The sequence below is a fragment of the Geomonas sp. Red276 genome, assembly GCF_054784495.1.
On sequence record NZ_BLXW01000026.1, the window covers coordinates 42,804 to 64,809 of the forward strand.

General features: G+C 63.1%; 20 protein-coding genes. 7 read left to right on the forward strand and 13 right to left on the reverse strand.

Annotated features, from left to right (window positions below; translation table 11 throughout):
• The first annotated feature begins 27 nt into the window (after positions 1 to 27).
• From ACYVL5_RS16820 to ACYVL5_RS16830, 3 genes are all read left to right on the forward strand, one after another.
• Positions 28 to 990: an ABC transporter ATP-binding protein gene (locus ACYVL5_RS16820; protein ID WP_460596731.1), complete on the forward strand. Its 963-nt coding sequence runs from the start codon at positions 28 to 30 to the stop codon at positions 988 to 990.
• Positions 987 to 1,964, forward strand: a complete 978-nt coding sequence (locus tag ACYVL5_RS16825; protein WP_460596732.1) for an ABC transporter ATP-binding protein — start codon at positions 987 to 989, stop codon at positions 1,962 to 1,964. The genes ACYVL5_RS16820 and ACYVL5_RS16825 overlap by 4 nt, the downstream gene beginning before the upstream one ends.
• Positions 1,965 to 2,035: 71 nt before the next feature.
• Positions 2,036 to 2,314 (forward strand): ArsR/SmtB family transcription factor, encoded by a 279-nt coding sequence (locus ACYVL5_RS16830; RefSeq protein ID WP_460596750.1) that lies wholly within the window; start codon positions 2,036 to 2,038, stop codon positions 2,312 to 2,314.
• On the opposite strand, the gene ACYVL5_RS16835 is transcribed toward ACYVL5_RS16830, so the two are convergent.
• From ACYVL5_RS16835 to ACYVL5_RS16850, 4 genes are all read right to left on the reverse strand, one after another.
• On the reverse strand, positions 2,311 to 3,654 hold the full coding sequence (locus ACYVL5_RS16835; protein ID WP_460596733.1) for a TldD/PmbA family protein: 1,344 nt from the start codon (positions 3,652 to 3,654) through the stop codon (positions 2,311 to 2,313). The two genes, ACYVL5_RS16830 and ACYVL5_RS16835, sit on opposite strands and share 4 nt — an antisense overlap.
• Positions 3,655 to 3,678: 24 nt before the next feature.
• Entirely contained in the window at positions 3,679 to 4,128 is a 450-nt protein-coding gene (locus ACYVL5_RS16840) for a GNAT family N-acetyltransferase (RefSeq protein WP_460596734.1), read from the reverse strand.
• Entirely contained in the window at positions 4,125 to 5,789 is a 1,665-nt protein-coding gene (gene recN / locus ACYVL5_RS16845) for a DNA repair protein RecN (RefSeq protein ID WP_460596735.1), read from the reverse strand. Before recN ends, ACYVL5_RS16840 begins: the two co-directional genes overlap by 4 nt.
• Positions 5,790 to 5,909: 120 nt before the next feature.
• Positions 5,910 to 6,776 carry an NAD(+)/NADH kinase gene (locus ACYVL5_RS16850; RefSeq protein ID WP_460596736.1) on the reverse strand — a complete coding sequence of 289 codons (867 nt, stop codon included), beginning with the start codon at positions 6,774 to 6,776 and terminating at the stop codon, positions 5,910 to 5,912.
• A gap of 197 nt (positions 6,777 to 6,973) precedes the next feature.
• On the opposite strand from ACYVL5_RS16850, the gene ACYVL5_RS16855 reads away from it, so the two are divergent.
• The 3 genes from ACYVL5_RS16855 (at position 6,974) to pfkA (ending at position 11,885) form a co-directional block, all read left to right on the forward strand.
• Positions 6,974 to 9,472: a glycogen/starch/alpha-glucan phosphorylase gene (locus tag ACYVL5_RS16855; protein WP_460596751.1), complete on the forward strand. Its 2,499-nt coding sequence runs from the start codon at positions 6,974 to 6,976 to the stop codon at positions 9,470 to 9,472.
• Positions 9,473 to 10,780, forward strand: coding sequence for a replication-associated recombination protein A (locus ACYVL5_RS16860; protein WP_460596737.1), 1,308 nt, complete (start codon positions 9,473 to 9,475; stop codon positions 10,778 to 10,780).
• A gap of 145 nt (positions 10,781 to 10,925) precedes the next feature.
• Positions 10,926 to 11,885, forward strand: a complete 960-nt coding sequence (gene pfkA / locus ACYVL5_RS16865) for an ATP-dependent 6-phosphofructokinase (protein WP_460596738.1) — start codon at positions 10,926 to 10,928, stop codon at positions 11,883 to 11,885.
• Between the two features lie 3 nt (positions 11,886 to 11,888).
• On the opposite strand, the gene ACYVL5_RS16870 is transcribed toward pfkA, so the two are convergent.
• The 9 genes from ACYVL5_RS16870 to amrS form a co-directional block, all read right to left on the reverse strand.
• Positions 11,889 to 14,492 (reverse strand): hypothetical protein, encoded by a 2,604-nt coding sequence (locus ACYVL5_RS16870; protein ID WP_460596739.1) that lies wholly within the window; start codon positions 14,490 to 14,492, stop codon positions 11,889 to 11,891.
• Between the two features lie 105 nt (positions 14,493 to 14,597).
• Positions 14,598 to 14,984 carry a VOC family protein gene (locus tag ACYVL5_RS16875; RefSeq protein ID WP_460596740.1) on the reverse strand — a complete coding sequence of 129 codons (387 nt, stop codon included), beginning with the start codon at positions 14,982 to 14,984 and terminating at the stop codon, positions 14,598 to 14,600.
• A 170-nt stretch (positions 14,985 to 15,154) separates the two neighbouring features.
• Positions 15,155 to 15,607 (reverse strand): tetratricopeptide repeat protein, encoded by a 453-nt coding sequence (locus ACYVL5_RS16880; protein WP_460596741.1) that lies wholly within the window; start codon positions 15,605 to 15,607, stop codon positions 15,155 to 15,157.
• Between the two features lie 57 nt (positions 15,608 to 15,664).
• On the reverse strand, positions 15,665 to 16,285 hold the full coding sequence (locus ACYVL5_RS16885; RefSeq protein WP_460596742.1) for an HAD family hydrolase: 621 nt from the start codon (positions 16,283 to 16,285) through the stop codon (positions 15,665 to 15,667).
• A gap of 31 nt (positions 16,286 to 16,316) precedes the next feature.
• Positions 16,317 to 16,622, reverse strand: coding sequence for an HNH endonuclease (locus tag ACYVL5_RS16890; RefSeq protein WP_460596743.1), 306 nt, complete (start codon positions 16,620 to 16,622; stop codon positions 16,317 to 16,319).
• 113 nt (positions 16,623 to 16,735) lie between these two features.
• Positions 16,736 to 17,182, reverse strand: a complete 447-nt coding sequence (rnhA, locus tag ACYVL5_RS16895; protein WP_460596744.1) for a ribonuclease H family protein — start codon at positions 17,180 to 17,182, stop codon at positions 16,736 to 16,738.
• Positions 17,172 to 17,825 (reverse strand): lysophospholipid acyltransferase family protein, encoded by a 654-nt coding sequence (locus ACYVL5_RS16900; RefSeq protein ID WP_460596745.1) that lies wholly within the window; start codon positions 17,823 to 17,825, stop codon positions 17,172 to 17,174. The genes rnhA and ACYVL5_RS16900 overlap by 11 nt, the downstream gene beginning before the upstream one ends.
• 276 nt (positions 17,826 to 18,101) lie before the next feature.
• Positions 18,102 to 19,667 (reverse strand): sensor histidine kinase, encoded by a 1,566-nt coding sequence (locus tag ACYVL5_RS16905; RefSeq protein ID WP_460596746.1) that lies wholly within the window; start codon positions 19,665 to 19,667, stop codon positions 18,102 to 18,104.
• 3 nt (positions 19,668 to 19,670) lie between these two features.
• Complete coding sequence (gene amrS, locus ACYVL5_RS16910; RefSeq protein WP_460596747.1) at positions 19,671 to 20,684, reverse strand: AmmeMemoRadiSam system radical SAM enzyme; 1,014 nt, start codon at positions 20,682 to 20,684, stop codon at positions 19,671 to 19,673.
• Between the two features lie 444 nt (positions 20,685 to 21,128).
• Between amrS and ACYVL5_RS16915 the strand changes: the two genes are divergently transcribed.
• Positions 21,129 to 21,278: a hypothetical protein gene (locus ACYVL5_RS16915; RefSeq protein ID WP_250678218.1), complete on the forward strand. Its 150-nt coding sequence runs from the start codon at positions 21,129 to 21,131 to the stop codon at positions 21,276 to 21,278.
• The last annotated feature ends 728 nt before the right edge of the window (positions 21,279 to 22,006 follow it).

Below are 22,006 nucleotides of genomic sequence, written 5' to 3' on the forward strand. Positions count from 1 at the left end.
TAGAAATGCCGCCACAAGGAGCCGCTTTTGTCAACTCTTCTGCAGGTCAAAGGATTGCGCACCGAGTTCCGTCTCCCCACCGGCGTCCTCAAGGCGGTGCGCGGGGTGGACCTCGAGCTCGAGGCGGGGGAGACCCTGGCCCTGGTCGGCGAATCGGGGTGCGGCAAAAGCATCACCGCCGCCTCCATCATGCGGCTGGTTCCCCCTCCCGGCAAGATCGTGGCGGGCTCCATCCTCTTCCAGGGGGAGGACCTGCTCGCCCTCTCCGAGGACGCCATGCGGAGGATCCGGGGCAACCGGATGGCCATGGTCTTCCAGGACCCCATGACCTCCCTGAACCCGGTCTTCACCATCGGGATGCAGATCGGCGAGGGGCTCCGGATCCACCGCGGTCTCTCCAAGGCGGAGGCCGCCCGGGAGACCGAAAAGCTCCTCTCCGAGGTCGGCATCCCCGCGCCGGCCGAGCGGACCGCCGACTACCCGCACCAGTTGAGCGGAGGGATGCGTCAGCGGGTCATGATCGCCATGGCGCTCGCCTGCCGCCCCGAGCTCCTCATCGCCGACGAGCCGACCACCGCCCTCGACGTCACCATCCAGGCCCAGATCCTGGAGCTCCTCGACCGCCTCAAGGACGAGAACCGGATGGGTCTCATCCTGATCACCCACAACCTCGGCATCGTGGCCGAAAGGGCCCACCGCACCGCCATCATGTACGCGGGGCAGATCGTGGAGATGGCCTCCACCGCCGAGCTCTTCAAGAACCCGCTCCACCCCTACACCCGGGGACTTCTCGCCTCGCTCCCCGAATTCGGCCGTCCCGGCGAGCCGCTGGCCACCATCGCCGGCACGGTGCCGGACCTGCGCGAGGATATCGCCGGCTGCGCCTTCCGCGCCCGCTGCCCCATCGGCGACGACGGCTGCAGCCGCCACCCCATCGAAATGACGGAGGCAGGCCCGGGCCACCTGGTCCGCTGCCTGAAGGCAACATGAACCCGATCCTCTCCACCGAAAACCTCTACCGCCAGTTCCCGGTCCACGGCAGCGCCTTCGGCGAGAAGCGGGTGCTCACCGCGGTGGCCGGCGTCGAGCTCGCCATCATGCCGGGGGAGACCCTGGGAATCGCCGGCGAGTCCGGCTGCGGAAAGTCCACCTTGGCGCGCCTTTTGACCGCCCTCATGCCCCCCACCGAAGGGGTGATCCGCTACCAGGGGAAGGATCTCTGGAAGATGTCCAAGGGGGAGCTGTCGCTTTTCCGGAAGGATGTCCAGATGATCTTCCAGGACCCCTTCTCCTCCCTCAATCCCCGCATGCGGGTCTACGACATCATCGCCGAGCCGCTCGCCATCCATAAGATAGGGAGCGTGGCCGGGCGGCGCGAGCGGGTGGCTAAGCTTCTCGAGCGGGTGGGACTCTCCGGCGACCAGCTGACCCGCTTCCCGCACGAGTTCTCAGGGGGCCAAAGGCAGCGGATAGGGATCGCCCGGGCCCTCGCCGTCTCTCCCAAGGTGATCATCGCCGACGAGCCGGTCTCCGCCCTCGACCTCTCCATCCAGGCCCAGATCATGAACCTTTTGCAGGAGGTGCAGAGGGAGTTGAAGCTCTCCTTCCTCTTCATCACCCACGACCTCTCGGTCTTAAAGCACCTGAGCGACCGGATCGCCATCATGTACCTTGGCCGGATCGTGGAGAGCGGCAGCCGGGACCAGGTCCTCTCCTCGCCGCTGCACCCCTACACGGAGGCGCTTTTAAGCGCCATCCCGAGCATCGATCCGGAGAAGAGAAGACGCCGGGTGATCGCCCGCGGCGAGCTCCCCTCCCCGCTCTCCCCACCTTCCGGCTGCCCCTTCCATACCCGGTGCCCCTACGCGGAGAAGATCTGCCTCGAGGTGCCGCCGGATCTTTCCGAGAAGGAGCCGGGACACCGCGCCGCCTGCCACTTCAGCGAACGGATCTACCGTTCTTGATAATGGCGATTGACAAAAAATCAATTCCTATATATAGACTATTCCGGTAGGAATAACCGGAGGTTGTGAAATTGGCATTTGACAAGACGAGAGAATTTGGGAAGGAAGCCGAAATGCTGAAGGTGCTCGGGCACCCGATCCGGCTCAAGATAGTGGCAGGACTCTGCACCCAGGAGTGCAACGTGAAGCATATCTGGGAATGCCTGGGACTTCCCCAGGCGACCGTTTCCCAGCACCTGGCGCTTTTGAAGAACAAGGGGATCATCGAGGGGACCCGTGACGGGGTCGAGGTGCACTACGCCGTGGTGAGCCCGTTCGTGCGCAGGCTGATCGAAATTCTCAACAACTAGGAGCCGCTGACGTCCAGTTCGGCGAGCCGTAGCGAAGGTGCGCCGGAGGATCCGAAGAAACGGAGGTCTCCGGCAACCCGGTCCACCCCGCGGAATATCTCCAGGAGATTGCCGGCGATGGCGATCCCCTTCACCGGACGGACGATCTCCCCGTTCTCGAGGTAGAATCCCGAAGCGCCCACCGAGAAATCGCCGGAGATGGGATTGGCGGTATGGATCCCCATCACGTCGGTGATAAGCACCCCGCGGCCGATACCGGCCAGAAGCTCCTCCGCACCCCCGCTCCCCGGCTCGATGAAGAGGTTATGCGCACCCATCCGGGGAGGCGCCTTGATCCCCCCACGGGAGGAGTTCCCCGTCGAGGCCGCTCCCATCCTCTTTCCCCAGTAGGTATCGAAGAGAAATCCCTTCACCACCCCCTGGTCGACCAGCAGGGTGTTCTGCTGCGGCACCCCTTCGCCGTCGCAGGGGGCGGTCCCCATTCCACCCGGACGCAGCCCCTCGTCCCTGATGGTGATCCGATCCGAGAAGAGCCGCTCCCCCACCCGGCCGGCCAGCAGCGATTTTCCCTTGTGGACGTTTTCGGCGAGAAAGGAGGAGGAAAGGACGTCGAGCAGGTCGGCGGCCACCCGGTTGTCGAGCACGGCCGGGCAGCGCATGGTGGGGAGGGTGCCGGCGCCAAGGAGCGAGGTGGCCTTGCGGGCGGCGCGGTCGGCGAGGGTGGCGAGGTCGAGGCCGTCGTAGCGGTTCGCGTAGTCGAAATCCCACCCCATCTGGGCGGCTCCCCCCTCCTCGGCGATCACCGAGACGCTGGCGGAGACCTGGGAGCCCCGGTAGAAGGCCTCGAGGCCGTGGGAGTTCCTGATCAGGGTCTCGTAGCGGGAGTCGCTGTAGCTGCACTTGCGGACCCTTTTCAGGCGCGGATCGCGCGAGAGGACCAGGCGCTCGAGCTCGAGCACCCGCTCGATCTTCTCCTCCTCGGAAACGGCGGAAAGCTGCGGGTCGAAAAGGCCGGGGACCTCCGGATAACGGGCGGCCGGGATCGGGAATCCGTGGCAGGGATCGGAGCTTTGCAGCCTGGCGGCCACCAGGGCCCCCTCCACCATCCGCTCGAGGGCCGGCCGGTCCATGGCGGTCGAGAAGGAGAAGCCGAGCCCATCGCCGTCGAGCACCCGGACCGCCACCCCCGACGGCTCGGCGAAGCGGAAGGTATCGAGCCTTCCCTCCTTGGCCTCCAGGTTCAAGTCGCGGGAGTTGACCGCCACGATCTCGTACCCCGTCACCCCCTTCTCCTTCAGGAGCGCCTCGACGGCATCCGCCTGTCTCGCCATTTGTTCCATGAGCGCCTCCCCTCCCCTTCCCTTTTAGAGATCGAGGATCATGGCGATCTCGTCGCAGTCGGGGAACTTCACGCACTTGATGCAGTCCCCCCAGACCTTGTGGGGGAGCTCCGATTTGTCGACCACCTTGAAGCCGAGCTTGGAGAAGAATTCCGGCTTGTAGGTCAGGCAGAAGAGCCTCTTAAGGCCCAGGGTGCGCGCCTCGTCGAGGCAGGCCCCCACCACCTGGCTTCCGACGCCGCGCCTTCCGGCCTCGGCGGCCACCGCCACCGAACGGACCTCGGCCAGGTCCTCCCATACGATGTGCAGGGCGGAGGTACCCAGAAGCTTCCCCTCCTCCTCGAAGATGTAGAAATCGCGCAGCGACTCGTAAAGCTCGGAGAGCGAGCGGGAGAGCATGTCCCCCTTGTTCGCGTACCCGGTCAGAAGTTTCTGGATCTCCTTCACGTCGCTGATCTTTGCCTTCCTGATCATGCTGCTGCCTCCTGAATCATCTCCCTGGCGTGCTCCAGGGTCTTCTCGGTCACCCGGGCGCCCCCCAGCATGCGGGCCACCTCGGCGATCCTCCCCTCCCCGTCCAGCGTCTGCACCGAGGTCGCGGTCCGCCCGTCGCGCACCCCCTTCTCCACCCGGAGATGGAGATCGGCAAAGGCCGCCACCTGGGGGAGATGGGTGATGGCCAGCACCTGCTGGCTGCCGGCCACCTTCTTGAGTTTCACCCCGACCAGGGCCGAGGTCGCCCCGCCGATTCCCGTGTCCACCTCGTCGAAGATGAGGGTGGGGACCTCACTCTCGGGGTGGAGCTGCTTCAAGGCGAGCATCAGGCGGGAGAGCTCGCCCCCGGAGGCGACCCTGGCCAGCGGGCGGGGGGGCTCGCCGGGGTTGGGGGAAAAGAGGAACTCGGCCTTCTCGAAGCCGTAGGCGCGCGGCTCGGCGCTCGGCTCGAAGGAGGTCTCGAAGACGGCGTGGGTCATGGCCAGTTCGGCCAGTTCCCGCTCCATCCCGGCCTTGAGGGACTGGGCCCCATCGGCGCGTTTCTTAGAGAGGTGGGCGCCGAGCTCGACGAGCTCCTCCTTCAGCCGGGCGATCCGCAGGGAGAGTTCCTCCTTGGCCTCCTCCCGGTTGGAGAGGGTGGCGAGCTCCCGGTCCACCTCCGCGGCGTAGGCTAAGACCTCGGCCACGTCGGCGCCGTATTTTCTTTTCAGCCGGTTGATGAGGTCGAGCCGGTCCTCGAGCTGCTCCAGGCGCCCCGGGTCGGCCTCCACGTTGGCCGCATAGTCGCGCAGGGTCAAGGAGGCGTCTTCGAGCTGGGCGTAGGCCCCTTCCAGCGCCTCGGCCACCGGGGAGAGCGTCTTGTCGTAGGAGCCCGCCTCGGCCACCCCGGAGATCACCCGGCGCAGGGTCCCGAGGATGGCGGCATCGCTTCCGTAGATGGCCTCGAAGGCCTGCTGGGAGAGCCCCAGGAGCTTCTCGCCGTGGGCAAGCCGCTCGCGTTCCTCCTCGAGCTCCTCTTCCTCGCCGACATAGAGCTTCGCCTCGGCGATCTCGCCACTTTGGAAGGAGAGGAGATCGAGCCGGCGGGCGGCCTCGCGCTCCCCCTGTTCCAGCGCTTCCAGCTTATGGCGGGCCTGCTGGTACTGCTCGAAGCGGGCGGCGAAGGAGGCGCGCAGCTCGAGGGCGCCGGCATAGCCGTCCAGCAGGCGGAGATGGTGTTCGGTCCGCAGAAGGGACTGGGAATCGTGCTGCCCGCAGATGTTGATGAGGGAGCGGGTGACCTCGCCCAGGGTGGCGATGGTGCCGAGCCCCCCGCCGATGAAGACGCGGTTCTTGCCGCTGCGGGAGACGGTACGGCGCACCAGGAGCTCGTCCCCCTCGCAGTCGATGCCGTTCTCGGAAAGGCGCTCACGCAGGGCCGGGGCACCTTCCAGGTCGAAGACCGCCTCCACCGACGCCTCCTCGGCACCGGTCCTGATCAGCTCGGAGCTCGCCCGCCCGCCGAGGATCAGGTTCACCGCGTCGATGATGATGGATTTCCCGGCGCCGGTCTCCCCGGTCAGGATGTTGAGCCCCGGTCGAAACTCCACGTGGAGCTTCTCGATGATGGCCAGGTTGGTGATCAGCAGTTCTCTTAGCATGGCTTGATTGGTCGCCCCTTGTCAGAAACAGGCAATGGCCAAATTCCCACCGGTAAGGCTCTCCCTCTCCCGCCGGGATAGGGGATCGTTGACGGCAGGACAAAAGGAATATAGAGAGGTTTACCTCTCGCCCCACTTGAGCTTGGTCCGTAAGACCTCGAAGTAATCCTTGCTGCGGGACTGGACCAGGCGGGTGACGTGCTCGGAGCGCCGGATCTTCACCAGGTCGCCGTTCACGAGCTTGACCCCCACCTGGCCGTCCAGGGTGAGAAAGACCGCTTCGTCGACTCCGGAGACGAGCTTGATGTCGATGTCGGCGTCCTTGGCCACCACCAGCGGCCGGTTCGTCAGCGTGTGGGGGCAGATGGGGGTGATGGAGATGCACTCCAGGGCCGGATGGATGATCGGACCGTTGGCGGAAAGCGAGTAACCGGTGGAACCGGTGGGGGTGGATACGATCAGGCCGTCGGCCTTGAAGGTGGTCAGGTAGCGGCTGTCGACCGAGGTTTCCATGTCGATGATGCGGGCCAGGGCCCCCTTGTTGATGACCACGTCGTTCAAGACCCGGTGGTTTTCGATGACCTCGCCCTCGCGCTCCACCATAGCGAGCAGCATCATCCGCTCGCTCACCTCGTAATCGTCGGCGAGGCAGCGTTCCACGGAGGGATAGAGTTCGTCGAGGGTGATTTCGGTCAGAAAGCCTAAGCTTCCGAGGTTTACCGCCAGGATGGGGACTTCGGCCTCCCCCACCATGCGGGAGGCGGCGATCAGGGTTCCATCGCCCCCGAGCACCACGATGAGGTCGGCGTCTTGGGCTATTTCCGAGCTCTCCACCGTCTGCGTCTGGCTCGGCCGACGCAGCCGTTTGGAGAGGTGATCCTCCACTTTCGCGGTCACGCCACGCTGCGCCAGCCACTCAGTCAACTGTTGCGCGACACCCAGACAACGGGGGTCGTGGACTTTGGCAAAAATGGCGACTTTTTTCACTAACGCCCCTTTACTTGTATTGTAATCTAGGATTTACTAGCATATATACTTTACCATGTCCAACGGAAACTCCATCGCCTCCAGCCGCTTGTAACAAGGCTCCGGAGGCGTACTCCATTGTGCTTTCTACGGGTGGTCTCATGACTGATGGGCTTCTGACGGAAGAGGGAACCGGCATGACTCAAGACGACACCCCCATGACGGGGGAGATGATCGGCGTCAGCGAAGAGCTCGACAAGCAGATGACCATCATCAAGACCTTCCTGGAACACCTCGAATACACCCTCGGCAAAGACAAATACTCCGCCACCAAGTACGACGCCTTCAACGCGCTCGCCTACGCGGTGAGAAACCACCTGGTGGAGCGCTGGCTGGATACCCAGCAGGCCTACTACAACCTCGACAACAAGAGGGTCTACTACATCTCCATGGAGTTCCTGATGGGGCGGGCTCTCGGCAACAGCCTGATCAACCTCGGGCTCTGGGGCGACTTCAAGGAGGCGGTGGAGTCGCTCGGGCGCGACTTCGAGGAGCTTTTGAACGAGGAGCAGGACGCGGGGCTTGGTAACGGCGGCTTGGGGCGTCTCGCCGCCTGCTTCCTCGACTCCATGGCCACCATGTCCATCCCCGCCTACGGCTACGGGATCCGCTACGAGTACGGCATCTTCCGCCAGGCCATCGCCGACGGCGCCCAGGTGGAGATCCCCGACAACTGGCTGCGCTACCGCAACCCCTGGGAGCTCGACCGCCAGGAACACCTGCACACCGTCAAGTTCTACGGCCGGGTGATCACCACCATCGACAAGGAGACCGGGAAACTCGTCCGCGAGTGGGTGGACACCGAGGACGTCATGGCCATGGCCTACGACACCCCGATCCCCGGCTACCAGACCCATACGGTCAACACGCTGAGACTCTGGAGCGCCAAGTCCAGCCGCGAATTCGACCTCCGCTTCTTCAACGAGGGGAACTACATCCGTGCCGTGGAAAAGAAGATGCAGTCGGAGACCATCTCCAAGGTCCTCTACCCGGCCGACAACGTGATCGAGGGTAAGGAGCTCCGCTTCAAGCAGGAGTACTTCCTCGCCTCGGCCACCGTGCACGACGTCCTCTACCGTTTCAAGAAGATGCACACCGACATGCGGCTACTCCCCGAGAAGGTGGCCATCCAGCTGAACGACACCCACCCCACCCTCGCCATTCCCGAGATGATGCGGGTGCTGATCGACCTCGAGCAGCTCGATTGGGAGGAGGCCTGGGACATCACCAGGCGGGTCTTCGCCTACACGAACCACACCATCCTTCCCGAGGCCTTGGAGCAGTGGCCGGTCTGGTTCTTCGAGCAGATCCTCCCCAGGCACCTCCAGATCGTCTACGAGATCAACGACTACTTCATCAAGGAGATCAAGGCGGCCTTCCCGGACGACCCGCACCGGATCGCCCGCATGTCGATCGTCGAGGAGCACTGGGAGAGGAAGATCCGCATGGCGCACCTGGCCATCGTCGGGAGCCATTCGGTCAACGGGGTGGCGGCGCTGCACTCCGAGATCCTCAAGAAGGACCTCTTCCGCGACTTCTACGAGATGTACCCGGAGAAGTTCAACAACAAGACCAACGGGATCACCCAGCGCCGCTGGCTCAAGATGGCCAACCCGCTCCTCTCCTCGCTGATCGACGAGTACATAGGCGACTGCTGGACCCGCGACCTCTACGAGCTCAACGCGAAGCTAAAGCCGCTCGCCGCCAACCCCGAGTTCCTGGCCAAGTGGATGAACGTCAAGCGGAAGAACAAGGAGAAGCTCTGCCGCTACATCCACAAGATGAACGAGATCGAGGTCGACCCCGATTCGCTCTTCGACGTCCAGGTCAAGCGGATCCACGAGTACAAGCGGCAGCTTCTGAACGTCTTGCACATCATCACCCTCTACAACCGGATCAAGGACAACCCGAAGGCCTTCGTGGTGCCGCGCACCTTCATCTTCGCCGGCAAGGCGGCCCCGGCCTACGCGGCGGCCAAGCTCATCATCAGGCTGATCAACGGCGTCGCGGCGGTGGTCAACGACGACCCCGACGTCGCCGGCCGCATCAAGGTGGTCTTTTTGGCCAACTACAGCGTCACGCTCGCCGAGAGCATCTTCCCCGCCTCCGACCTCTCCGAGCAGATCTCCACCGCCGGCACCGAGGCCTCGGGAACCGGCAACATGAAGTTCGCCTTGAACGGCGCCCTCACCATCGGGACCCTGGACGGCGCCAACATCGAGATCATGGAGGAGGTCGGCCGAGACAACATCTTCATCTTCGGGCTGAACGCGGCCGAGGTGGCCGAGCTCAAGGAGCGCCGCTACAACCCGAGGGACTACTACAACGCGGACCCGGAGCTTAAGAGGGTGCTGGACCAGATCGCCTCCGGCTTCTTCTCCCCGGAGATCCCCGATCTCTTCACTCCCCTTACCGACTCGCTTTTGAACCTGGGAGACCACTACATGCTCTTGGCCGACTACGCCTCCTACGTCGCCTGCCAGGAGCGGGTCGGCGCCCTCTTCCTCAACAAGGAGGAATGGGCGAGGAAAGCGGTGCTCAACGCGGCCGGCATGGGGAAATTCTCCAGCGACCGGACCATCAAGGAGTACGCCGAGGAGATCTGGGGGATCAAGCCGATCGACATCCGCCCCGGCGGCGCCGAAATGGAGCACTGATTGGATCTATTCGACAAGAACACCTCCCAAACCGCCCCCCTGGCCGAAAGGATGAGGCCGCGCAGCATCTCCGAATACCTTGGACAGAGCCATCTCCTCGGAGAAGGGAAGATGCTGCGCCGCCTCATCGAGAGTGACCGCCTCACCTCGCTGATCTTCTGGGGCCCCCCCGGAAGCGGCAAGACCACCCTCGGCAAGATCATCGCCAACGCCACCGAGTCCCACTTCGTCTTCTTCTCCGCCATCATGAGCGGGATCAAGGAGATCCGCGAGGTGGTCAAGGAGGCGGAGGACACCCTGAAGTACCAGGGGAAGCGGACCATCCTCTTCGTGGACGAGATCCACCGCTTCAACAAGTCCCAGCAGGACGCCTTTCTCCCCTACGTCGAGCGCGGCACCTTCACCATGATCGGCGCCACCACGGAGAACCCCTCCTTCGAGGTCATCGCCCCTCTTCTGTCACGCTGCAAGGTGCTGGTGCTGAATCCCCTCACCGAGGAGGAGGTGAGCCGCATCCTCCAAAACGCCCTCGAGGACCGGGAGCGTGGGCTTGGGGTGCTGAATCTCACCGTCGCCCCCGAGGCGCTCGCCTTCATGGCCGACCAGGCCGGTGGCGACGCGCGCATGGCGCTCAACACGCTGGAGACCGCGTCGCGGCTCGCCCAGGACGGGGAGATCACCCTGGAGACCGCCCGCGAGGCGCTCCAGAAGAAGGCGATCCTCTACGACAAGGGGGGCGATGAGCACTACAACGTCATCTCCGCCTTCATCAAGTCGATGCGCGGCTCCGACCCCGACGCGGCGCTCTACTGGCTCGCCCGCATGCTGGAGGCGGGAGAGGACCCCCTCTTCATCATCCGCAGGATGGTGGTCTTCGCCTCGGAGGACGTGGGAAACGCCGACCCCAGGGCGCTGCAGATCGCCATCTCGACGCTCCAGGGGTTCCAGCTGGTGGGGATGCCGGAGGGAAGGATCATCCTCGGACAGGCGGTCACCTATCTCGCCACCGCCCCCAAGTCCAACGCCTCCTACCTGGGGATCAACCAGGCCTCTGCGGAAGTGCGCCAGACGGGCGCCCTCCCCGTCCCGATCCACATCCGCAACGCCCCCACCAAGCTCATGAAGAACTTGGGCTACGGCAAGGAGTACCGCTACCCGCACGACTACGAGGGTGGCTACGTAGCCCAGGGGTACCTCCCGGACCAGCTGGCCGGCAAACGCTTCTATCAGCCCAAGGAATCGGGATACGAACGCAGTATCAAGGAACGGCTGGAATGGATCAAAGGGGAGCGGGAGAAGGATAAGTAGGAACCTCTCCCTGGCATTGCTGCTCGATAGTCCCTCTCACTCCAGTTAATTGAAAATGAACTGCCGCGTGGTATGCTCATTGCTGTCCTGCCGGGCGCGCTGCCCAAACAGGCCTTCCATGAAACCTGAAAATCCGGAGTAACGAATGAAGAAAATAGGGATTCTCACCAGCGGCGGCGACTGCTCGGGGATGAATGCGGCCATCAGGGCGGTCACCAGGACGGCCCTCGGGCACGGGGTGGAAGTCATCGGCTTCCGTAAGGGATACGCGGGGCTTTTGAAGCCGGACTACCTGGAGATGGGAACGAAGGACGTGGCGGGGATCCTCCACCGCGGAGGGACCTTCCTGCAGTCGGCGCGCAGCGAGGAGTTCAGGACCCCGCTGGGGAGGGAGAAGGCGGCTCGCCACATCGAGGAGATGGGAATCGGCGGGCTGGTCATCATCGGCGGGGACGGTTCCTTAAACGGCGCGCTGGCGCTGCATCGGATGGGGGTCCCGGTGATCGGCATCCCGGCCAGCATCGACAACGACATCCCCTTCACCGACATGGCCCTCGGCGTGGACACCGCCCTCAACAACATCCTCTATGCCATCGACTGCATCAAGGACACCGCGAGCTCCCACGACCGCGCCTTCGTGATCGAGGTGATGGGGAGAAACTCCGGGTACCTCGCAGCCACCTCCGCCATCGCCTCGGGGGCCGAGTACGCGATCGTCCCCGAGGTGGAGTGCGATCTGGCCGATCTCTGCGAGCAGCTGAGGCACCGCTGGGAGGAAGGTCGCAGTAACGCCATCATCGTCCTGGCCGAGGGGGCCGGCAAGGCCCAGAACATCGCCGACACCATCAAGGACGTCATCGGCTTCGAGACCAGGGTCACCGTGCTCGGCCACTACCAGCGGGGAGGCGCCCCGTCGGTGTTCGACCGTCTCCTCGGAAGCAGGCTCGGCCACGCCGCCGTTGAGCTCCTCCTGGCCGGACAAAAGGGGAAGATGGTGGGACTTTGCTGCAACGCGATCGTCCCGACCCTGCTGGAGACGGTGGTGGTGAGCGAGAGGAGGCAGCAGGACGACCTCCACAGCCTCTCGCTCATCCTCGGCATCTGATCGCTATCGATTTAGGCCGTTTCCGCCGGAGGCGGAAACCGCCCTTTTCCCCGCCCCCACCCTGGCCGCCACCTGGTCGCTCACGAGCTTCGCGCAGAAGATATCGGCATCCGCCCGGGCCGCCGAAGCCCGGGCGGTGAACCCCTCCATGCTGGCCGGATTCACCTCCAGGTACATCCAGTGATCCCTCCCCGTCTCGGTCTTGACCAGGTACGCCCCCCCTTCCCGCACCCTAACCAGTTTCTGGACCCCTTCGGCCTCGGCCAGCAAGCGCTCGCCGTGGATAGGGTGCGTTTGCTGCCGTCTGGCGAGGGAGTCGACCAGCTCATGCAGGGCCACGTCGGGACCTGCCTGCCAGGTAAGCTTGATGACCGTGGGAGCGCCCGCCTTGCCGGTCGACGCTTCAACCGGCTCTCCGGGGACGGCGGGCCCGGCGGCATCCCGGGGGATGGCAGAGCCCCCCGGCGGAGGAGGCCCGACGTGCCTCGCCATCCGCGCCATCCTCACCTCTCGTGCATGCTCCTTCGCCCTCGCCTCCCTGAGCACCCGGTCCGGGTGCCCCCTCTGCGTGCTAACCTTTTCCCCCTGGGGATCACCCGGAAGGGACGCCGCTAGGGGCTCGTCCCCGGCAGACAGGGGAATCGCGTCAGCCACCCGGGAGGGTACCGCCCTCCGGGAGCGGCCGGCTTCCCGGCCACCTCTGGCGCCTGACCTCCCCCCCATGCCGCCGTGAGGAGAGCGGTGCAGCTTCGCCAGGATGGTGTCCCTGCCGGCCAGCGAGACACCTCCGCTCAGCGTGAAGCTCTTGCCGAGCATCGGGTAGGGAGCGGAGCTTAAAAGCGGCAGCGATTCCGTCCTTTGCCCCAGCGCCGAGGCGTCCAGGAAGGTGATCCCCAGCCGGGCCAATACCGGCTCCTGGCTGCTCCAGGTGGCGAAATCGAGGTCGTGCCGTACCGGGTACGAGGAGAGAAAGGCGAGCTGGCGGGATTTCTTCTCCTTGAGCACCATCAACGCACAGCTCCACTTCTGGATCTGGTCCAGCTTGTGGTAGTACGGCTCGTAGGCGGCCACCGCCTCGTAATGCCGGTCCCACCAGCCGAGGAACGCGGCGCTTTGGTAGTTGGCCTTGCTCTCCTTGCCGGGTACCAGGGGATCGGAGGAGGCCGCATAGACGCGGGTGACGGAAGGGGTGAAGAGGATGGTATCGTCTCCGTAGATGTCGAACCCGTCCCCGCGCAGACCGAACCAGAGCCTGGTCTGGGAGAGACGGATGAAGTCGTTCCAGTTGAGCTTGGGGACCGCGATCTCCTGCATCTTGCGAAAGCCGGTGACGGCACCCCGGGGGGCGCTGTTTTGGTAGTCGAGCGCCCACAGCTTGGCGAGGAGGTCGGTGTAGAAGAGGGCCATCCCCACCCCGGTCCCCTGCAGGTTGCCGTCGTAGCGGGCCGACTGGAAGCTCCGCCTTTCCTGCAGCATCCTGAGGAGGCCGCCCAGCCGCTGTTCGACCGGGTCCCGCGACGCCTCGTAGCGCCTTCTCAGTTCCAAAAGCGGCCGCAGGTCGTGACGATGGGCCAGGTGCCGCACCACGTTTTCCAACTCCCCCCGCCGGGCGGCCAGGTAGCCGGCCACCGCCTCGTTACCTCCGTGCTGGAAGGCCATCTCCCCCGTCTCCGCCTTGCGGATGTCACTGGCGAGGCTGAGATAATCGACCTGCGGATCGAGAGAGAACCCGACCTGGGAGCCCGTGGCGCCCCCCCTCACCTCGCGCCTGATCCGGGCCAGCACCTTCCTCTTCTTGGCGGGATCCCGGGCCAGTACCCCCTGCAACCGTGCGTCCCTGCGGACGAGATCGTCGTACCGGGCGTGGACCCGCGCCTCCAGCAGGGCGGGAGTGAGGGGCGGAGGGTTGTAGGCCTGGTAGAGAGCGGCGAGGTCGTCGAGGTTCAGCGCCCTCCTCGCCTGCCGGTACCTGCGCCCCCCCAGGGCCAGCTTCCCGTTCTTCCAGCTGAAGCTCACCAGGTCGTCGGTCTGGGCGAGAAAACCTGCCAGTTCGGAGAGGGAATCGACCCGCGAGCGGCGGTAACCGTACCGGGCGGTGAAAAAGTCGCCGATCGGGATGGAGCGGGAGGGGGTGATCTCGAGGGTGGCAGCCTCCTGGTCGAACCGGTAACTGTAGATATCGACGGTGGAGGGGAGGGTTCCGGTGAGGCCGTACTCGCGATCGATCGCCCCGGCCAGGGCCGGCAGGTCCTCCAGCAGTAAAGGGGGGACGACCAGGCACCACCGCCGCCGGGAGAGCTTGAGAAGACGCGACCGGCCGACCTCCCCCGGGTGCTCGGCGGTCAAGGCCGGATGGCGCACGGGGACTTCTTCGCGGGTGCCGGGAACGAGGACCTTTTGGAGACCGTAGCGGGCCCAGTCCCGCAGCTGTTCCTCGCGCTCGTCGGGAGGGAGGGAATCCAGCAGCCTGGAAAGGTTGGAAACGTCGAGGACGGCAAGGGGGGATGCGCCGTCGTCTGCCACGCGGCCGCCGCTCCCCGAGGCGGGGAGGGTGCAGAAAAGGACAAGGAGGAGCGCGGCCGGCAACATGAGGCGGTAGTAAGACATGCCGCGCAGTATAGAAAACAGCGCCTCCCAATGCAACCGGGAAGGTGGGGATGGGTTCAAGTAATCGTGAGGAAGGAGAGGTTCATCTCCGGGAGAAAGGGGGGATCACTCTCCTCGCGTGTAGCTGATGGCGGTGATGATGGCCCCCTGAGGATCCCTTATCACGCAGAAGCGCCCCACCCTCGGTATGTCGGTCGGCTCGACCAGTACCTTGCCGCCCAGCTCGGGAGCCTTCCTGGCGGTGGCGTCGACGTCGGTAACGGTGACATAGATTCCCCAGCGGCTGGTCCCGAGCGCCTCGACCGAAGGGGTCTCGACGATGCCCCCCACCTCGCGGCCGTTCACCTTGATGAGGCGGTATCCCTCCTTGCCGGTCCACGGCTCGGTGCTCCAGCCAAAGAGCCTGGTGTAGAACCGCTCGGCGCCGCTCACGTCGGTAGTCCGTAGTTCGAACCAGCTGAAGGAACCTTGTTTGCGGAACTCTTCGGACATGTAGGGCCTCCCTGGATAAGGCTTTTTGCGGTATCTGTCTAATTATTACCAGATATCGATGATAGGCAACCCACAGGAAAAAGGGAGAGGCGGAAAAGGGAACATCGAGGGGGGAAAAGGGGAACGGCACCGAGGCAGCCCCAAGGGAGCTGCCAGGGCCGCATTTCCCTTCATCGCAGGTGGAGACGGGAGAGGAGCTTTCCGAGTTGCTTGTTGAGGAAGTGGTCCCGTGACAGAAACGAGATGACCGGGGGCTTGCGGTTGCCGAGCAGCTCGAGCAGGGAGAGGATCTCCGGGCTTCCCCCCGCCCCCATCCCCTGACGAAGGACGGTGAGGGCCTCGACCTTGTCGCCGGCAATGAGGTGGACCTTGGCGAGGTTGAGATAGTGGACGGGATTGCCGGGCTCGGCCTGGACCGACTGGGCGCAGAAGGCGGCCCCCTTTCTCACCTGGCCGCGCTCCTTGGCGATGCAGTACCCGAGGTAGGAGAGCCAGGAAGGATTCTCCTCCCCTTTGAGGCCCCGCTCCAGGAAAGCGAGGGCGGAGGTCGTTTCCCCGGCGGCCAGTGCTTCCAAGGCGCGCTGGAGAAGCTTGTCAGAGTCAGAGGTTGCCGTGTGGTCCATGTTTCACCTCGTGATGCTCGACCTGCCGAATGTTCTCCTGGCGGCCCGGGAGAAAACCTACAAAAGCCGCAGAAGATCCAGGTGATGATCGATTCGCGCCAGGCCGGGAAGATCCCCGCGGTAGGCCACGAAGGGGACGCCGGCACCTTCCGCCGCGCGGCGGTCGACGTCGGAATCGCCGACGAAAAGCGCCTCGGCCGGCGACAGCCCGTACTGGTCCAGTACCTTGAAGAGCGGCTCCGGATGCGGCTTGGGGTTGGCGACCTTCCCCGCCGTCATGACGCAGCTGAAAAAACGGTCGAGGCCGAAGGATTCCAGGAGGTAATCCATCGAGCTCGCCCGGTTGGTGCAGACTGCCAGTTCGACCTTGCCGCGCAAGGCCTCCAGCGTTTCCTTGAGGCCGGCTTCCATCACCATGAGGGGGAAGAGCTTGCGGTAGTCGATGCTGGCCGAAAACTTCCGCACCTCGGGCATCCGGTCGTCGCCGGCGAAGAGGTACTCGAGGACGTCCTTGTTGCAGTAGGTATGGAGGATCCGCATAGCCTCGTGATCGTCCCGGTCCAGGGGGCTCTTCCCGAAACGCTCGATGATCTGGTTGTAAAAGGCGAAGTTCGCTTCGAAGGAGTCGAACATCACACCGTCACAGTCATAGATGACCGCTTTTATCTTTTGATTCACTTTGGTAACTCCGAACAAAAGCCGGGCCTGATCAGTTCTCGCCTTCGGCGGACAACGAGGTCAGGTACTCTTCCCACTCAATGGGAAGCATGTGCTTCTTCTTGTTGTTGCATTCCTTGCAGCACGGCACCACGTTGCCCTTGCTGCTCTTGCCACCCCGTATCACGGGGACCACGTGATCCATCGAGAGATCGGAGGGATGGAAGCCCTGGCGGCACCAATGACAGACCCCTTTGCCTATCCGGTTCTTCCACCACTGGCTCTTGCGAAGCTCCCGCGCCTTTTCGCGCTCCCGTTTGATCTCCTCTTCGCTCACCTCGATGATGAAGTAGTCCAAACATCCTCCAGCATAAATTTTCCGCCCTTATACCGGGGACGCGGGCGAGGAACAGGTACCCTCCCCTTCAAGGGGAGGGACAGGGTGAGGATGGGGTTCCCCCTTACCCACCTTTACCGCAGCTTCTCCCTTCGGAAAGTCTCGATGGCCCCGCGGGCCAGTTCGTCGCAGCGTTCGTTCTCCACATGGCCGTTATGGCCGCGAATCCAGGCCCACTTGATCTTGTGGACCTTGGAGAGTGCCAGCAGTTTTTCCCAGAGGTCCCGGTTGAGCACCGGTTCCTTTTTGCTGTTGACCCACCCCTTGCGGATCCAGCCGGGGAGCCACTCGGTCATCCCTTTCACCAGGTACTGCGAATCGGTGGTCAGCACCACCTCGCACGGCCGGGTGAGCGCTTCCAGGGCGGCGATGGCGGCGGTCATCTCCATCCTGTTGTTGGTGGTGTCCCCGTCGGCGCCGGATAGTTCCTTCACCTTCCCGGCACAGCGAAGGATACTTCCCCACCCGCCTACCCCGGGGTTGCCGCTGCATGCTCCGTCCGAAAAGATCTCAACCAGCATTGACGTAGGCCCCTTCCTTCTTAAGCAATTCGGCGATGGCGTCCATCACGCGGTCGATGATCAACTGGTGTGTCTCCTTGCAGTCGGGAAGCTGGTACAGGTCGCTGAAATCGATGGCTTCGCCGAAGGTGACACTCCCCTGGGCCCCGAACGAGGGGAAATGCCAGTGATTGATACCGGCCAGGGCGGTGGGAATGACCTGCGGCCTGGTGTCGTAAATGATCTTGCCGGCCCCGCGGTTCCCCTTGCCGAGAACGCCGTCACGGTGCCTGGTCCCCTCCGGGTAGAGCATCACCTTCTGGTCGGCTAAAAGATCGTTGATGACCTTTCCGGCCCGCACATCCCTCCCCCGCTTGACGGGAAAGGCGCCCCAGGAGCGGTAGATGAACCCCTTGACGGGATTCTGGAACAGCTCTTCCTTGGCGGGAGCCCAGATCATCTGCAGCGGGTTCCCCCTCACGACGGCCCAGGGAAGAAAGATAGTATCGTAGGCGGAGATGTGGTTGGACGCGATCATGACGCCGCCGGAGCGCGGGATGTTGCGGGCGCCCTTGATGGCGAAGCGGTTGAGACCGGAAGCGTAGCTCCCGACGACCCATATGGAGAAGGTGACCCAGCAGCGGCGAAGAAGTGAAGCTCTCAAGGGACCCTCGCGATAATTGAAATGTCCAGCGATCCAAACTCGTTGTATAGCATGAATGGTGGACAACCGGCAACCGTTTCCGCCCCCGGGACTTGAGGGCCCCGGTCGCGCCCGCGGGAAAAACCGGCCTCACCCCCCCTTCGGGCACCCTCTCCCCTATTCGTATTCCCTTCCCCCCATCGGGGGAGAGGGTATCGTTCACGGAGAATCGGGAGACAGGTGGGGTGGCCCCCCGTGCCCACGCGGAACCGGGAGGTGAAGACTTGGGAAAGGAGTTCAGCTCGGGAGGGTGAAATAGAAGGTCGCGCCGCCGCCGGTGTGCCCCTCGCCCCAGATGCGGCCGTTGTGGCGGCTGATGATGCGCCGGACGGTGGCCAGCCCGAGCCCGGTGCCGGGGTACTCCTGGGAGGAATGGAGGCGCCTGAACGGCTTGAAGAGATCGTCGGTACGTACGGCGTCGAAGCCGGTTCCATTGTCCTTGACGTAGAAGATGGATTCTCCATCGGCGGAAGTCGCCGAGCCGATCTCGATGACCGGGTCGTCGACCTTGGAGGTGTACTTCCAGGCGTTCTGGATCAGGTTCTCCATGGCGATCCCGAGGAGTTGGATATCACCGGTAGCCCGCAAGGAGGGGGCAATGCGGACCTCGACCTTTCGCTCGGGATCGCTCTGGCGCAGGTCCCTCACCTTCTCGGAGGCAAGCTGGCTGATGTCGACCGTCCCCCGCGAGATCTCCATGTCGGTCACCCGGGAGAGGTTCATCAGCGCGTTGAGCAGCGCCTCGACCTGGACGCAGCCGTCGTTAACCGATTTGAGGTAGAAGACCCCGTTGGGGTCCAGACGGTCACGGTAGTCGAAGAGCATCTGGGCGTAGTTGTAGATCCTGGTGAGAGGGGTGCGGAGATCATGGGAGATGGCGTGGCTGAAGCCCTGCAGTTCCCGGTTCACCTGTTGCAGCTCGGTGGTTTGCTGGGAGAGTGCCGCGTTGAGCGCCCGGATCTCCTCTTCGGCGCGCTTTCGCTGGGTGATGTCGATGATGACCCCGGCCATCCCTCCCCGGTTGGTGGACTGGTCCCGGTAGTAGGAACGGCAGAAAAGGACATCGCGGACCTCGCCATCCTCCAGGGTGACGGAGACCTCGCTGACCGAAACGCTCTCCCCTTCCCTGCGGCTTACCTCCAGGGGGTTGCTCACGCTCAGGGGGACGACCTCGGAGAGCTTCCTCCCGATCAGGCGCTCGCGGGGGCGGGAAACCCACCGCGCGAAGGCGGAGTTGCACCAGATGAAGCGCCCGCCGTCATCCTGGTAGTACACCGGGTTGGGAATGGTATCGATGAGGTGCTGGAGAAGGGCCGCCTGCTCCGCGGCGATATGCTCGACGAGCTTTCGGTCGCTTATATCCCTGATGACCTCGATCCCGGCGGTGACCTGACCGCTGCCGTCCTTCAAGGCGGACCCGAGGATCTCGAAAAAGCGGGTGTCGTCACCGATCTGCCTTTTGAATTCCACCTTCCGGGGGAGGCCGTCCTGGAAGATCTCGACCAGGTGACAGCCGGGACAGGGAGCCGGTTCGTTACGGTAGGCCCGGTAGCACGGCTCCCCGACGTGGTTTCCCATCAGCTCCTGGTGAGCCCGGTTCTGGTAGATCACCGTCAATCCCGGGTCCTGGATGGAGATGGCGTCGTGCATTGCCTCCACCATGGCCACGAGACCGGCCCGCTCCTCCTCCGTGGACGACACCGCCCGGCGAAGATCGGCCTGCAATTTCACCCGCTCTTTCCGGAGGCAAACCGCGTACGCGGAAGATACCGCGGCCGCCGTCAGGAGAAGGAATCGGTTCATGGCCTATCCCCAGATCCCGTCCAGCTCGAAACCGCAGCCGGAACAACTACCGTGGGATATCAGGTTCTTTTCGATGAGGTAGCCGTAGCGCTTGATGAGGAGGGCCCGGCAGGAGGGGCAGTAGGTATTTTCTCCCCCCTCGCCGGGGACGTTCCCCTCGTAGACGTAGCGAAGACCGGCCTGCTGCCCTATGTCGCGGGCGTTCCTGAGGGTCGCGACCGGGGTGCGGGGCTCGTTCAGGAGCCGGTAGGTCGGATAGAACTGCGTGACGTGCCAGGGGGTGCCGACGCCTATTTCATCGGCAATGAAGGAGGCGATCTGGCGGAGTTCCTCGGGGGAGTCGTTGCGGTTGGGTATGATCAGGGTGGTCAGTTCGATCCAGATCCCCAACTCCTTGTATTTCCTGATGGTGTCGAGGACGCCGGACAAGGTGGCACCGACCACCTCGCGGTAGAACTTTTCGCTGTACCCTTTCAGGTCGATGTTGGCCGCGTCGAGGTAGGGGGCGATGGCCTCCAGGGCCTGGTCGGTGATGTAGCCGTTGGTAACGAAGATGTTCTTGAGACCGGCGGCATGCGCCTGGACGGCGATGTCGTAGGCGTATTCGAAGAAGATGGTCGGCTCGGTGTAGGTGTAGGAGATGGATTGGCAACCGGCGGCGACGGCGCTGGCGACCACCTGTTCGGGGGGAACGAATTCACCGGAGAAGGCAACTCGATCCTCTTCCGGCTGCGATATCCCGTAGTTCTGGCAGTGAAGGCAGCGGAAGTTGCAACCGACAGTGGCGATGGAATACGAGCGGCTGCCGGGGAGTACGTGGAAGAGCGGCTTCTTCTCGATGGGGTCGACCTGTTCGGCGACCACCCGTCCGTAGACCAGCGTATAGAGCGCACCGTCCCGGTTTTCCCGGACCCGACAGTGCCCTCTCCTTCCCGGGGTGATCAGGCAGTGAAAGCGGCACAGATGGCAGCGGACGTCCCCTCCTTCGAGCTTGTCATAAAAACGAGCTTCCTTCACAACCGCCCCCTCATGTGAAAGCCAGCAAAATTAAATGGAATTAACCATTATCATTTCCCCGGCGGTTTTTCCACCATAAAAAAGGAGCCGTCGGGGAGCATCCCCTCTGTTTTATAAATCAAACATGTTTTCGACCGGTGGCAACAAAAAAAAAGTGAAAAAAGTTCTCGACGTTGACGTAAGGAAAAACGAAAGCGGCCAAAAACGACATACCTTTGTTTTAAAACTATTTTGGCGCATAAAATTAATAAGTTACACCAAAAAGACAATCTGGACCAGCGGCCAGATTCGCCGATGTTTTAAAATCTCGACTCGCCGCAAGCGGCGACGCGATTGTGTAAACAGTTGTTTTAGGTCACTTTTTCAGGAAAAAGGCACTTGCGTGTATCCAAAGTGTTCTATATAGTGTCACCATCACTAATGTGCGAACAAGGAGATTTGACCATGCGTTGCCCGAATTGTAACAGCCACAAGAACATCGAAATCGACATCCACTCCGACGGTTATGCCAAGGACCTCTTCGAGTGCACCTCCTGCGGTGTCATCTGGGTCGAGAAGTCCAACGAAGTGATCACCATCAAGAACGCCGCCTAACCAGGGATTAGGGGCGCCCCCCGGGCGCCCCTCCTCTACCCCTTCCCTCATCACGATCCCCTCACTAACCTCCACAGACGCTACAACCTTTCTTTGAGTCGCCACTACGTCCCCGACACCTGGCCGCACCCGGCCCCGCGTGACCTGACTTTAAGCCAACTGCACCCTTACATAACTAAAATCGAGCGCTACCTAAGCTAAACGGCGTCGTAGTTAAGCTAAAGTACCCGTCGGTTTTCTAATCGCAGATGGCATTTAAGCTAATGACGGTCATGCATAAGTTAACCTACGGCGCCGTTAAACCCCTTGCATCCCAGTTGCTGCAAAATAGCCAGGTCCCGACCTCGGTTTGACGGCTCCTTGAACTAAAAGTTCGACATCAATAATTAACGACAACGCTCTAGCGGTTAAACGCGGGACGTCATGACGTCGGCGGGCTTGCCAAATAAATTTTGAAGGAGAAATCACGACCCGAATCGGTTTTTTGAGCGGGGGGAGAAGGTGGTTTTTGTTATATTTGAGGGTGTTTAAGCAAAGGCAGACCATTTTTTGCTTAAGTGAGGACTCACATTAACAAATAAGGTCCTGCCTTTGCTTATGTCGAGCGCCATGGTAATTTGCCAGTTTGAAGGGGGTTGTCGCCAACCGAATTTTCCACCCCCGTCGCCAGCCTAATTTTCCAGTTTGGCTGCAACCGTCGCCAACCTCATTTTCCACTTAGCGATCAG